Genomic DNA, 12,747 nt, shown 5'->3' with positions numbered 1-12,747 from the left:
AAAAGCCAAAGAGCCACAACAGCCCGGCTGCGCCGGGCTATTGTGGCCATGGTGGTCCGCCAACGCTGCCGTTTACAAGGAGGCATGCCGTAGGAGCGGCCCATGGCCGCGATAGAGCAGTGAGTCACCTATAAAAAAGCCCGGCAGATGCCGGGCTTTTTGCGTTCAGGTCAGTGTTCGGGCTTATTCCCGGTCACGTTCCAGCAAGGGCTTGAGGAAGTGGCCGGTATAGGACTTTTTGTTTGCCGCGACCTCCTCGGGTGTGCCCGTCGCGATGATCTGGCCACCCTTGGAGCCACCTTCCGGACCAAGATCCACCAGCCAGTCGGCGGTCTTGATGACATCCAGGTTGTGCTCGATCACCACCACGGTATTGCCGTGATCGCGCAGTCGATGCAGCACGTCGAGCAGCTGCTGGATATCCGCGAAGTGCAGGCCCGTGGTGGGCTCGTCAAGGATATAGAGCGTCTTGCCGGTATCGCGTTTGGACAGCTCCCGGGCCAGCTTCACACGCTGAGCCTCACCCCCTGACAGCGTCGTGGCGCTCTGGCCGAGACGGATATAGGACAGGCCGACATCAATCAGTGTTTGCAGCTTGCGCGCCAGGGCAGGGATGGACTCGAAGAAGGCATGAGCCTCCTCGATGGTCATGTCCAGGACCTCGGTGATGGTCCTGCCCTTGTACTTCACCTCCAGGGTCTCGCGGTTGTATCTCTTGCCCTTGCAGACGTCGCAGGCGACGTAGACGTCCGGCAGGAAGTGCATTTCCACCTTGATCACGCCGTCGCCCTGACAGGCCTCGCAGCGGCCACCCTTGACGTTGAAGGAGAAACGGCCCGGGGTATAGCCGCGAGAACGGGATTCCGGAACGCCGGAAAACAGTTCGCGAATGGGGGTGAAGAGTCCGGTATAGGTCGCCGGGTTGGAGCGTGGAGTCCGGCCGATGGGGCTCTGGTCGATATCCACCACCTTGTCCAGGTGCTGCATGCCGTCGAAGCTGTCGTGGGCGGCGACCTCCAGGGTCGTCGCGCCATTGAGCGCCGTGGCGGTCAGCGGGAAGAGGGTGTTGTTGATCAGGGTCGACTTGCCAGAGCCGGAGACCCCGGTCACGCAGGTCAGCAGACCAACCGGAATCTCCAGGTTGACGTTCTGCAGGTTGTTGCCGCGGGCACCCTTCAGCTTCAGCAGCTTCTTCTTGTCCCGTGGCGTGCGCTTGGCGGGCACCACGATCTTCTTGCGGCCCGACAGGTACTGACCGGTCACCGAGTCGGGATGCCGCATGACCTGGTCCGGGGTGCCTTCCGCGATGATCTGGCCACCATGCACCCCCGCGCCCGGGCCGATATCGATGACATAGTCCGCCAGGCGGATGGCGTCCTCGTCGTGCTCGACGACGATGACGGTGTTACCCAGGTCGCGCAGGTGAGTCAGGGTGCCCAGCAGCCGCTCGTTGTCGCGCTGGTGCAGACCGATGGAGGGTTCGTCGAGAATGTACATGACACCCACCAGGCCTGCGCCTATCTGGCTGGCCAGGCGGATACGCTGCGCCTCGCCACCGGAGAGGGTGTCGGCGCTGCGATCCAGGGTCAGGTAATCCAGGCCGACATTGACCAGGAACTGCAGGCGCTCGCGGATCTCCTTGAGGATCTTGTCGGCGATCTGCTGGCGCTGGCCCTTGAGGGTGAGATCCTGGAAGTACTGGGTGGCATCGCCCACGGGCAGACGGGTGACCGCCGGTAGGGTCTTGTCGCCGACCCATACGTGGCGCGCTTCGCGCCGCAGGCGGGTGCCATTGCAGTCCGGGCAGTGCTGGGTGCTCAGGTACTTGGCCAGCTCTTCGCGCACGCTCTGGGATTCGGTCTCGCGATACCGCCGCTCCAGATTTGGCAGGATGCCTTCGAAGGGGTGGGCGCGCTTGACGATGTCGCCGCGGTCATTGAGATAGCGGAAGTTGACGCTCTCGCGCCCGGAGCCGCTGAGTACCGCCTTGCGATGCTTGTCGTCGAGGCTCTTGAAGGGGGCGTCGAGACTGAAGCCATAGTGACTCGCCAGCGAGCCGAGCATCTGGAAGTAATAGACGTTGCGTCTGTCCCAGCCGCGGATGGCGCCTTCGCTGAGGCTGAGTTCCTCGTTGACCACCCGGCGGGCGTCGAAGAATTGCTTCACGCCCAGGCCGTCGCAGGTAGGGCAGGCGCCGGCGGGGTTGTTGAAGGAAAACAGCTTGGGCTCCAGCTCGCCGATGGAGAAGCCGCAGATCGGGCAGGCGAAGCGCGCGGAGAAGACGATCTCCTCGCCCTGCTCGCCTTCCATGGGGGCGATGATGGCGATGTCGTCGGCCAGCTTCAGTGCCGTCTCGAAGGATTCCGCCAGGCGCTGCTGGAGGTCTTCGCGCACCTTGAATCTATCCACCACCACTTCGATGGTGTGCTTCTTCTGCTTGTCGAGCTTAGGCAACTCGTCCATCTCGTGCAGCCGCCCGTTGACGCGGACGCGGACGAAACCTTGGGCACGCAACTCCTCGAACACCGACAGGTGCTCACCCTTGCGCTCGCGCACGATGGGGGCGAGGAGCATCAACCGCTGGCCTTCCGGCATGGCCAGTACCTGGTCGACCATCTGGCTGACGGTCTGGGCTTCCAGGGGCACATCGTGCTCCGGGCAGCGCGGCGTACCGACGCGGGCATAGAGCAGGCGCAAGTAGTCGTAGATCTCGGTGATGGTGCCCACGGTGGAGCGCGGATTGTGCGAGGTGGACTTCTGCTCGATGGAAATCGCTGGCGACAGCCCTTCGATGGTGTCCACATCGGGCTTTTCCATCATCGACAGGAACTGACGGGCGTAGGCCGACAGGGATTCCACGTAGCGGCGCTGGCCTTCGGCATAGAGAGTGTCGAACGCCAGCGAAGATTTGCCGGAGCCGGACAGTCCGGTGATGACGATGAGCTTGTCCCGGGGAAGGGTTAGGTCGATGTTCTTCAGATTATGGGTGCGGGCCCCACGGATGAGGATTTTATCCACGTAGACTTCTGCCTCGTTTTGGCGGCGCTTCACTAGAAAAGAGGTCTCGTCCCGGGCTGCGGCTATCTGCCGCGCCTGTGAGAGAGGGGGTAAGGCTGGTAAAATTAACGGCCCGACAGCGGTGATCGGGCGTTCGTGATCCTGGCGGTCGGGAACGTTCGGACGAGCGCTCGGCTATCTTCACCGCTTCCTCCCTAAATGGTCATTGTCACGACTGTTTTAAAGCTGTGTGGCGACGTAAAAGCCTGTCGCCGACGAGAGGATTATCAATGCTCGACAAGCGCAGTGAAGCCATGAACGGCGTCGAACGCCGTGCCGCCTTCGGGCTGGCCCTGGTCTTCGCCTTTCGTATGCTCGGTATGTTCATGGTGCTCCCGGTTCTGGCGACCTATGGTCAGGAGTTGGCGGATGCCACCCCGGCGCTGATCGGCCTCGCCATAGGTGCCTATGGTTTGACCCAGGCGGTCCTGCAAATTCCCCTGGGGACGCTGTCCGATCGCATCGGTCGACGCCCCATCATCATTGGTGGACTGCTGGTGTTCGCCCTTGGTGCCGCCATTGCCGCCAATGCCCACTCGATCTGGGGCGTCATCGCCGGGCGTGTCGTCCAGGGTGGCGGCGCCATTTCGGCCGCCATCATGGCGCTGCTGTCGGATCAGACCCGCGAGCAGCATCGCACCAAGGCCATGGCCACGATCGGCATGAGCATCGGCGTGTCCTTTGCCGTAGCGATGGTGGCCGGCCCCTTGCTGACCCGTGCCTACGGTCTCGCCGGGCTGTTCTGGGCCACCTGCGGACTGGCCCTGGTCGGCTTGCTGATCGTGCTGTTCCTGGTGCCGCACCAGGCTTCGCCCTTCGCCCATCGGGAGTCGAACCTGGCGCGCCAGGCGCTGGGCGCGACCCTGCGCAATCGCGACCTGCTGCGGCTGGACTTCGGCATCCTGGCGCTGCATGCCGTGCTGATGGCCAGTTTCGTCGTCCTGCCGCTGGCCCTGGCGGAACATGCCGGGCTGCCCAAGGAAGAGCACTGGTGGGTCTATCTCACCGCGCTGGTGGTCGGCTTCTTCGCCATGGTCCCCTTCATCATCTATGGTGAAAAGAAGCGGCACATGAAGCGCGTGCTGGTGGGCGCCATCAGCGTGCTGGTGCTGTGCGAGCTGTACTTCTTTTTCTTCAGCAGCAGCCTGGTGGCCCTGGTCATCGGCATCGTGGTGTTCTTTACCGCCTTCAACCTGCTGGAAGCCTCGCTGCCGTCGCTGGTGAGCAAGGTGGCCCCGGCCGGTGGCAAGGGCACCGCCATGGGGATCTATTCCACCAGTCAGTTCCTTGGTTCCGCGTTGGGCGGTATCCTCGGGGGCTGGTTGTTCCAGCATGGTGGCCTGTCCACCGTCTTCCTGGGTTGTGCGGCGCTTTGCCTGGGATGGGCGGTGGTAGCTGGTACGATGCGGGAACCGCCCTATGTCACCAGTCTGCGTTTGCCGGTTACGCCCGCGCTAGTCAACGACCAGGGATTGGTCGGACGCCTGTTGGCCCTGGCCGGAGTGACCGATGCGGTAGTGGTGGCGGAAGAGCAGGCCGTCTACATCAAGATCGATACTAAAATCGTCGATCGGGCGCAATTGGAGCGACTGGTTAGTCAAACACCGGTCGCCGCTTGATCGACAGCCTCATCAGGAGATTCATATGGCCCGTGGCGTCAATAAAGTCATCCTCGTCGGCAATGCCGGCGCCGATCCCGAAACCCGTTACATGCCCAACGGCAATGCGGTGACCAACGTCACCCTGGCCACCAGCGAAAGCTGGAAGGACAAGCAGACCGGTCAGCAGCAGGACCGCACCGAATGGCACCGCGTGGTGTTCTTCGGTCGTCTCGCCGAGATCGCCGGCGAGTACATCCGCAAGGGCTCCCAGGTCTATGTCGAGGGCACCCTGCGTACCCGCAAGTGGCAGGGCCAGGACGGTCAGGATCGCTACACCACCGAAATCGTGGTCGACATCAACGGCAACATGCAGTTGCTGGGTGGCCGTGGCGGCAATGCCGGTGGTAACGACGAATACAATCAGAGCGCGCCTGCGCCCCAGCAGCAGCGTGCCCCCCGTCCGCAGCAGTCGGCCCCGCAGTATGACAATGGTGGCAATGGCGGCAACGGCAACAGCCGTCCCCAGCAGCAGCCGCAGTCCCGTCCGCAGCAGCAGCCGGCTCAGCAGGACTACGACAGCTTCGACGACGACATCCCGTTCTAAACGACGGGCAAAGAAAAAGGGCAGCCAGTGGCTGCCCTTTCTTTTTGGTGGAGGCGGGGGGATTTGAACCCCCGTCCGCCAGCTCTCCGCTATCGGTTCTACATGCTTAGCCCTGTCTACTGAGTTAACCCATTGCGGCCCGACGGGCAGGGTGCTTTGGGCGAGCTGTATAAGTTTTAGCCGTTACGTCTACAGCGAACTTGGCGGCGATCCTGTTCTATCTGACAGTCGTTTCGGGTTTACAGGCATCCCCTAGCGACTGCTAGCCGCATTAAGCAGCTAGAGCGTAGTTGTCGTCGTTGGCAACTATAAGTTTGCAGCAGCGAATTTACGAGTTCTGCTACCAGCTCGGCATGCCCCTCAAGTTTCGTTACCGGCGTCGAATCCTAATCGCCCCCAAAACTTGCTGGTCGTTCACTATAGAAATTCCGGCCGTCCGACGCAAGTCATTGCTGACGAAACGTTTTTCGGCCGCTTGGCTATTTGGCGTCCTTGCGGATGGCGCGCTGGATCTCGCGGTCGGAATCACGCTCGCGCTCGGTCGCGCGCTTGTCGAATTCCTTCTTGCCCTTGGCCAGCGCGATCTCGCACTTGACCAGGTGCTTCTTCCAATAGAGCGACAGGGCGACACAGGCGTAGCCCTTCTGCTGCACGGCGCCAAACAGCTTGCCCAGCTCGCGCTTGTTGAGCAGCAACTTGCGGGTGCGGGTCGGATCGGCGATGACGTGGGTGCTGGCGGTCTGCAGCGGGGTGATGTGGCTGCCCAGCAGCCAGGCTTCGCCGTCCTTGAGCAGCACATAGCTGTCGGTCAGCTGCGCCTTGCCGGCTCTCAGGCTCTTGACCTCCCAGCCTGCCAGGGAAACACCCGCCTCGAAGCGGGTGTCGACGAAGTATTCGTGAAGCGCCTTTTTGTTCTGCGCGATGCTGCCGGGGGAGACTTTCTTTTGCTTGGCCATGATTCCAGGGTACAGCGAGTCAGGGGAAATGTCGCCACGCGCTTGAGCGGGTATGAGCAAACACGGACAATACCGCGGTTCTGGACTGCGGCAGGCTGGTGCGGGAGTAAAATGCGTGCGCCGCCCTCAAATTCAAGGTCCGACACCGATTTCGCTATTCTACGAGGTTCCGATGAGCACGCACATCCAACGTTCGGCGTTGCTGCCCTATCCTGCTTCAGCACTCTATGCGCTGGTTAATGACGTGGACCGTTATCCGGAGTTCCTGCCGTGGTGCTCGTCTGCCCAGATCCTGGAGCAGGACGAAGGCCTGATGCGCGCTGGTCTCACCGTGGCCAAGGGTGGTCTCAGCCAGCAGTTCACGACCCGCAACACCCTGGTGCCGGACGAGTCCATCACCATGGATCTGGAAAAGGGTCCTTTCAAGCAGCTGCACGGCGTCTGGACGTTCAAGGCGCTGGGCGACAAGGCCTGCAAGATTTCCCTGGACCTGTCCTTCGAATACGACAGCGCCATCGTCCGCGCGACCCTGGGTCCGTTGTTCAATCAGGCGGCCAATACCATGGTGGATGCCTTCTGCCAGCGTGCTCGAGCCCTCTATGGCTGAGTGTCTCGCCATCGAGGTAGCGCTGGCGTTGCCGGAGCGGCAATGGCTGTTGAGTCTGCAGCTCGAAGAGGGCGCCACGGTCGAGCAGGCGGTGCGGGCGTCGGGGCTGCTCGAGCAGTTGCCACCCGAACAGCGCGAAGCCTTTCGAGTCGGCATCTTTGGCAAGCTGGTAGCCAGGCCGAACGAGCGCAGGCTGATGGCGGGTGACCGGGTGGAGATCTATCGCCCGCTGCTTGCGGATCCCAAGGAAAGTCGCAAGCGGCGCGCGGAAAAGGCCAAGTCCAGGACTGGCCTCTAGCCAGGGATCACTGACCGTCGGTACGGATGCGATCGGGAGTCGGCACGGCGGCCGGACGGGCGCTGTCGATCTCTTTCTGGATGTTGTCTTCGGTCGAACCGGGTACGGCCGGCGTTTCCGGCACGGCCGCAGGTGCCGAGGGTTGCGCAGGGGCGGTGGGATCCACGGTGGTGCCGCTTTCGGTACCCATGATCTGCTGTTCGCGGCTGGTGCCGGGCATGAAGTCGCCAGCCAGGCCGCTCAGTTGATTGTCGCCATTGAACACCAGGCTGACACGCTCCTGCTTACGCTGACCGCCGGCGGCTTGCAGGCTGTACAGATAGTCCCAGCGATTGGGATGGAAGGTGTCTTGGATCAGCGGCGAACCCATGATAAACCGGACTTGTTGTCGGGTCATTCCGGGGCGCAACTGGTCTATCATGTCCTGGGTGACGACGTTGCCCTGTTGGATGTCGATCTTGTAAACCCCCGGCAGAGAGCAGCCGGCGAGCATGGCTAGGCCCATCAGAGAGAGCCCGGTCAGCGTTTGCTTGAGGTTTTGCATCGGTGGGAGACTTCCACTATCTTGCTGGGCAACGAAGCACCGATCATACCCGTATTCCCGAGGGCTGCGAAAGCACTCGGCACCGAGAAAGAGCATGGTAGAGAACAACGAACTCCGCAAAGCGGGTCTGAAAGTGACCCTGCCGCGCGTCAAGATATTGCAGATGCTGGACACCACCGAACAGCGCCACATGAGCGCCGAAGACGTTTACAAGGCGCTCATGGAAGCGGGCGAGGACGTGGGGCTGGCAACGGTCTATCGGGTCCTTACCCAGTTCGAAGCGGCCGGTCTGGTGGTGCGCCACAATTTCGACGGCGGCCATGCCGTGTTCGAGTTGGCCGACACCGGCCATCATGATCACATGGTGGATGTGGATACCGGCGAAGTCATCGAGTTCACCGATGCCTCGATCGAAAAGCGTCAGCGCGAGATCGTCGAAGAGCATGGTTTCGAACTGGTCGATCACAACCTGGTGCTCTACATCCGCCAGCGCAAGTGAAGACCCGGACATGAAAAAGGCGACCTTCGAGTCGCCTTTTTCATGTCCGGTGGTTGCCTGCGTCTAGCGGCTGACCACCAGCTTGCGAGCGTGGGCCAGGGATTCACGGGTCAGGTCGACACCACCCAGCATGCGCGCCACCTCTTCCACGCGCCGTGCGCGGTCGAGCTTGGCCACCGCGGTACGCGTCTCGTCGGTGCCGCGCTCCTTGTGCACGAACAGGTGTTGATGACCCTGGGCCGCCACCTGGGGCAGGTGGGTCACCGTCAGCACCTGGCCCCGCTCGCCCAGTTGCCGCAGCAGCTGGCCGACCACCTCGGCGGTGGGGCCGCCGATACCCACGTCCACTTCGTCGAATACCAGGGTAGGCGTGCGCGAGGTCTGGGCGGTGATGACCTGGATGGCCAGGCTGATACGCGACAGTTCACCACCGGAGGCGACCTTGGCCAGCGGGCGCAGGGGCTGGCCCGGGTTGGCGCTGACGCGGAATTCGACGCCCTCGTTGCCCAGCGGCTGGGGTTCGCCGGTACTGCCTGGCGTGAGGGTGATGCTGAAGCGGCCACCCGGCATGCCCAGGCGCTGCATCTCGGTCTCGACCGCGGCGGCGAGCTCCGGCGCCCGCTGCTCGCGCAGACGACTCAGCTCGCCGGCCTTCTCCTGGTAGTGGCGCTCGAAGGCCGTCAGTTCTTCCTGCAGGCGCTCCAGGGCGACGTCGTCGGCATCCAGGGATTGCAGTTCGTTGCGTAGCTGCTCGTGCAGCTCCAGCAGCGCCTCGGGCTGGACCCGGTGCTTGCGGGCAAGGCTGTAGACGTTGTCCAGGCGCTCCTGCACCGCCTGCTGGCGCTCCGGGTCGGCTTCGAAATGATCGACGAAGCGATTGAGTTCGTTCATCGCCTCCTCGATCTGGATCTGGGCGGAGGCGAGCAGGTTGCTGGCCTCCTGGATCTGCGCCGGCGGCCGGTCGAAGGCGGTCAGGCGCGCCACGCTGGCATTGAGCGCCGACAGGGCATTGCCCTGCTCGTTTTCGGTACAGAGGTCCATGGCCTGGCGGCAGGCCAGCAGGATGTGCTCGGCACTCGCCAGATCGCTCTGCTCCTGCTCCAGGGCCTGCAACTCGCCCTCGGCCAGGGCGAGGTTGTCGAGTTCTTCGAGCTGGTAGCTGAGCAGCTGATGACGGGCCCGTTGCTCGTCGCCGTTGCGGGTCAGGCGTTCCAGGGTCTGGCGCACCTGACGCCAGCGCTGGGCCGCGAGCTGCACTTGGCGGACCAGTTCGCCCGCGCCGGCGTATTCGTCCAGCAGGCGGCGATGGGTGTCGAGTCCGAGCAGCGACTGGTGCTCGTGCTGGCTGTGGATATCGATCAGCAGGCCACCGAGGGTCTTGAGATCGGCCAGTGGGCAGGGCGAGCCATTGATATAGCCGCGCGAACGCCCTTCGCGGGTGATGACGCGGCGCAGCAGGCAGGGACCGTCCTGCTCCAGGTCGCGCTCGGCGAGCCACTGGCGCGCTTCGGGGATATCGGTGGTATCGAAGCTGGCCAGGACATCGGCCTTGTCGGCGCCGGGTCTGACCGCATCGCTGTCGGCGCGATCGCCCAGGGTGAGGCCGAGGGCGTCCAGCATGATGGACTTGCCGGCGCCGGTTTCGCCGGTGATCACGGTCATGCCGCGCTCGAGGTCGAGGTCGAGGTGTTCGACGATGGCATAATTGCGGACGGACAGATGCACCAGCATGCGACGATCTCCGAAGGCGGTTTTCTGGTTGTTTATACAGTGCCTCTCCCGCACTGGCAATCCATACAGCTCTTGAAGCGCCGGCCGGCGGCCCCATATAGGCGCCATCGATCAAGGCGATGCCCATTAGAGGGCGCGCCCACCGGCAATATCACAGGAGGACTCCATGGCCGACGAACAGAACTCCCAGACCCCCGAGCACGAAGCCGCCCAGGGCGACGTCCAGCACGAGGATCTCGCCGCCCGCGTCGCCACGCTCGAAGAGCAGCTTGCCGCCGCCCAGGACCAGTCGCTGCGCAGCGTCGCCGAACTGCAGAACGTGCGTCGTCGCGCCGAGCAGGATGTGGAGAAGGCGCACAAGTTCGCCCTGGAAAAATTCGCCGGCGACCTGCTGCCGGTGCTCGACAGCCTGGAGCGTGGCCTGGAACTGTCCAACGCCACCGACGAGACCTTGAAGCCCATGCGCGAAGGCATGGAGCTGACCCTGAAGATGCTGCAGGACACCCTCAAGCGCTATCAGGTCGAAGCCGTCGATCCCCACGGCGCGCCCTTCAATCCGGAACACCACCAGGCCATGGCCATGGAGGAGAGCGCCACCGCCGAGCCGGGCAGCGTGCTCAAGGTGTTTCAAAAGGGCTATCTGCTCAATGGTCGCCTGCTGCGGCCGGCGATGGTGGTAGTCAGCAAGGCACCTGCAGCGCAGCAGCCGAGCATCGACGAAAAGGCTTGAAATTCTTTCGCTCGGCCCCATCTGGTAGGCAAGCGAACATCAAAGGCCCCCTGAGCGGGCCGCGCGGAATCTGAGATTTCTGGAGAAGACTACATGGGCAAGATCATCGGTATCGACCTGGGGACCACCAACTCCTGCGTCGCGATCCTCGAAAACGGCAACGTCAAGGTACTGGAAAACGCCGAAGGTACCCGTACCACGCCGTCCATCATCGCCTACACCAACGATGGCGAGACCCTGGTTGGCCAGCCGGCCAAGCGCCAGGCGGTGACCAATCCGCAGAACACCCTGTACGCGGTCAAGCGTCTGATCGGTCGGCGTTATGAAGAAAACGTCGTGCAGAAAGACATCCAGATGGTCCCCTACAAGATCGTCAAGGCGGACAACGGTGACGCCTGGGTCGAGGCCAAGGGCCAGAAGATGGCGCCGCCGCAGGTGTCTGCCGAAGTCCTGAAGAAGATGAAGAAGACCGCCGAGGACTACCTGGGCGAAGCCGTGACCGAAGCGGTCATCACCGTCCCGGCCTACTTCAACGACAGCCAGCGCCAGGCCACCAAGGATGCCGGTCGCATCGCCGGTCTGGACGTCAAGCGCATCATCAACGAGCCCACCGCGGCTGCCCTGGCCTATGGCCTGGACAAGGCCAAGGGCGACCACACCGTGATCGTCTATGACCTGGGCGGCGGCACCTTCGACGTCTCGGTCATCGAGATCGCCGAGGTCGACGGTGAGCATCAGTTCGAGGTGCTGGCCACCAATGGCGACACCTTCCTGGGCGGCGAAGACTTCGACATCCGCCTGATCGACTACCTCGTCGAGGAATTCAAGAAAGAAAGCGGCATGAACCTCAAGGGTGACCCGCTGGCCATGCAGCGCCTGAAGGAGGCTGCGGAAAAGGCCAAGATCGAGCTGTCCTCGGCTACCCAGACCGACGTCAACCTGCCCTACATCACCGCCGATGCCAGCGGTCCCAAGCACCTGAACGTCAAGGTCTCCCGTGCCAAGCTGGAGTCCTTGGTGGAAGAGCTGGTCGAGCGCACCATCGAGCCGTGCCGCACCGCGCTGAAGGACTCCGGCCTGGACGTCTCCGACATCCACGAGGTCATCCTGGTGGGCGGTCAGACCCGCATGCCGCTGGTGCAGAAGCGCGTCGCTGACTTCTTCGGCAAGGAAGCGCGCAAGGACGTCAACCCGGACGAAGCCGTCGCCATCGGTGCCGCCATCCAGGGCGCCGTGCTGGCCGGTGACGTCAAGGACGTGCTGCTGCTGGACGTCACCCCGCTGACCCTGGGCATCGAGACCATGGGTGGCGTGATGACCGCGCTGATCGAGAAGAACACCACCATCCCGACCAAGAAGTCGCAGGTGTTCTCCACCGCCGACGACAACCAGGGCGCCGTGACCATCCACGTGCTGCAGGGCGAGCGCAAGCAGGCCGCGCAGAACAAGTCGCTGGGCAAGTTCGACCTGGCCGAGATCCCGCCGGCGCCGCGTGGCGTACCGCAGATCGAGGTGACCTTCGACATCGACGCCAACGGTATCCTCAACGTGTCCGCCAAGGACAAGGCCACCGGCAAGCAGCAGTCCATCGTCATCAAGGCGTCCTCCGGTCTGTCCGAGGAAGAGATTCAGCAGATGGTGTGTGACGCCGAGGCCAATGCCGACGAGGATCGCAAGTTCGAAGAGCTGGCCGCGGCCCGCAACCAGGGTGATGCTCTGGTGCACGGTACCCGCAAGATGCTGACCGAGGCGGGCGACAAGGCCACCGCGGAAGAGAAGAGCACCATCGAGAAGGCCATTGGCGAACTGGAAACCGCCGTACGCGGTGACGACAAGGACGCCATCGAAGCCAAGATGAATGCCCTGTCCCAGGCCTCCGCGCCGCTGGCCCAGAAGCTCTATTCCGAGCAGGGCGCTGGCGCTGGTGCCGAAGGCGCCTCGGCCAAGGCGGACGGTGATGCCAAGAAGCCCGGCGACGACGTGGTCGATGCCGAGTTCGAGGAAGTGAAGGACAACAAGTAAGCCCCGTGCTTACCGCACCTGGCGGGCTTCGGCCCGTCGGATCCGCCACGCGGGAGCCTGCTCCCGCGTTGGCGTGTCTGGAGGGTGAGAAAATTTAA

The 12,747-nt window shown here is 63.2% G+C and carries 11 protein-coding genes and 1 other RNA gene; 7 read left to right on the top strand and 5 right to left on the bottom strand.

The window, feature by feature from the left end; genetic code table 11:
• Positions 1-183 precede the first annotated feature (183 nt).
• Complete coding sequence (gene uvrA / locus CFE50_RS21405) at positions 184-3,018, bottom strand: excinuclease ABC subunit UvrA (RefSeq protein WP_286737162.1); 2,835 nt, start codon at positions 3,016-3,018, stop codon at positions 184-186.
• Between the two features lie 269 nt (positions 3,019-3,287).
• Here uvrA and CFE50_RS21400 point away from each other — a divergent pair, with 269 nt between their 5' ends.
• Entirely contained in the window at positions 3,288-4,676 is a 1,389-nt protein-coding gene (locus CFE50_RS21400) for an MFS transporter (protein ID WP_286737161.1), read from the top strand.
• Positions 4,677-4,701: 25 nt separating this feature from the next.
• Positions 4,702-5,262 carry a single-stranded DNA-binding protein gene (gene ssb, locus CFE50_RS21395; protein WP_007162672.1) on the top strand — a complete coding sequence of 187 codons (561 nt, stop codon included), beginning with the start codon at positions 4,702-4,704 and terminating at the stop codon, positions 5,260-5,262.
• Between the two features lie 45 nt (positions 5,263-5,307).
• Here the strand turns inward: ssb and ssrA are convergent.
• Both ssrA and smpB read right to left on the bottom strand, forming a co-directional pair.
• Positions 5,308-5,660: a transfer-messenger RNA gene (gene ssrA / locus CFE50_RS21390) on the bottom strand.
• An 81-nt stretch (positions 5,661-5,741) separates the two neighbouring features.
• Complete coding sequence (smpB, locus tag CFE50_RS21385) at positions 5,742-6,218, bottom strand: SsrA-binding protein SmpB (RefSeq protein WP_007162671.1); 477 nt, start codon at positions 6,216-6,218, stop codon at positions 5,742-5,744.
• 172 nt (positions 6,219-6,390) lie between these two features.
• On the opposite strand from smpB, the gene CFE50_RS21380 reads away from it, so the two are divergent.
• Positions 6,391-6,825 (top strand): type II toxin-antitoxin system RatA family toxin, encoded by a 435-nt coding sequence (locus tag CFE50_RS21380; RefSeq protein WP_027599125.1) that lies wholly within the window; start codon positions 6,391-6,393, stop codon positions 6,823-6,825.
• A complete protein-coding gene (locus CFE50_RS21375) occupies positions 6,818-7,123 on the top strand; it encodes an RnfH family protein (RefSeq protein WP_074585174.1) in 306 nt (101 codons plus the stop codon). Before CFE50_RS21380 ends, CFE50_RS21375 begins: the two co-directional genes overlap by 8 nt.
• A 7-nt stretch (positions 7,124-7,130) precedes the next feature.
• Here the strand turns inward: CFE50_RS21375 and CFE50_RS21370 are convergent, their stop codons facing one another.
• On the bottom strand, positions 7,131-7,667 hold the full coding sequence (locus CFE50_RS21370) for an outer membrane protein assembly factor BamE (RefSeq protein ID WP_241808854.1): 537 nt from the start codon (positions 7,665-7,667) through the stop codon (positions 7,131-7,133).
• 94 nt (positions 7,668-7,761) lie between these two features.
• On the opposite strand from CFE50_RS21370, the gene fur reads away from it, so the two are divergent.
• A complete protein-coding gene (gene fur, locus CFE50_RS21365; RefSeq protein ID WP_007162667.1) occupies positions 7,762-8,166 on the top strand; it encodes a ferric iron uptake transcriptional regulator in 405 nt (134 codons plus the stop codon).
• Positions 8,167-8,229: 63 nt separating this feature from the next.
• Here the strand turns inward: fur and recN are convergent, their stop codons facing one another.
• Positions 8,230-9,897, bottom strand: coding sequence for a DNA repair protein RecN (gene recN / locus CFE50_RS21360; RefSeq protein ID WP_286737160.1), 1,668 nt, complete (start codon positions 9,895-9,897; stop codon positions 8,230-8,232).
• Positions 9,898-10,063: 166 nt separating this feature from the next.
• Between recN and grpE the strand changes: the two genes are divergently transcribed.
• Positions 10,064-10,627 (top strand): nucleotide exchange factor GrpE, encoded by a 564-nt coding sequence (gene grpE, locus CFE50_RS21355; protein WP_007162665.1) that lies wholly within the window; start codon positions 10,064-10,066, stop codon positions 10,625-10,627.
• A gap of 93 nt (positions 10,628-10,720) precedes the next feature.
• Positions 10,721-12,649 carry a molecular chaperone DnaK gene (dnaK, locus tag CFE50_RS21350; RefSeq protein ID WP_286737159.1) on the top strand — a complete coding sequence of 643 codons (1,929 nt, stop codon included), beginning with the start codon at positions 10,721-10,723 and terminating at the stop codon, positions 12,647-12,649.
• The last annotated feature ends 98 nt before the right edge of the window (positions 12,650-12,747 follow it).

This window comes from Pseudomonas sp. PGPPP4 (genome assembly GCF_002256045.1).
GTDB classification, from domain to species: domain Bacteria; phylum Pseudomonadota; class Gammaproteobacteria; order Pseudomonadales; family Pseudomonadaceae; genus Chryseomonas; species Chryseomonas oryzihabitans.
This window is presented reverse-complemented; position numbering and strand designations above follow the sequence as displayed.

What these genes read in the sequence shown, in the direction of transcription:
- dnaK (WP_286737159.1), top strand. Translation starts at nt 10,721, where the DNA reads ATGGGCAAGATCATCGGTATCGACCTGGGGACCACCAACTCCTGCGTC.
- grpE (WP_007162665.1), top strand. Translation starts at nt 10,064, where the DNA reads ATGGCCGACGAACAGAACTCCCAGACCCCCGAGCACGAAGCCGCCCAG.
- ssb (WP_007162672.1), top strand. Translation starts at nt 4,702, where the DNA reads ATGGCCCGTGGCGTCAATAAAGTCATCCTCGTCGGCAATGCCGGCGCC.
- CFE50_RS21375 (WP_074585174.1), top strand. Translation starts at nt 6,818, where the DNA reads ATGGCTGAGTGTCTCGCCATCGAGGTAGCGCTGGCGTTGCCGGAGCGG.
- CFE50_RS21370 (WP_241808854.1), bottom strand. Translation starts at nt 7,667, where the DNA reads ATGCAAAACCTCAAGCAAACGCTGACCGGGCTCTCTCTGATGGGCCTA.
- recN (WP_286737160.1), bottom strand. Translation starts at nt 9,897, where the DNA reads ATGCTGGTGCATCTGTCCGTCCGCAATTATGCCATCGTCGAACACCTC.
- fur (WP_007162667.1), top strand. Translation starts at nt 7,762, where the DNA reads ATGGTAGAGAACAACGAACTCCGCAAAGCGGGTCTGAAAGTGACCCTG.
- CFE50_RS21380 (WP_027599125.1), top strand. Translation starts at nt 6,391, where the DNA reads ATGAGCACGCACATCCAACGTTCGGCGTTGCTGCCCTATCCTGCTTCA.
- smpB (WP_007162671.1), bottom strand. Translation starts at nt 6,218, where the DNA reads ATGGCCAAGCAAAAGAAAGTCTCCCCCGGCAGCATCGCGCAGAACAAA.
- CFE50_RS21400 (WP_286737161.1), top strand. Translation starts at nt 3,288, where the DNA reads ATGCTCGACAAGCGCAGTGAAGCCATGAACGGCGTCGAACGCCGTGCC.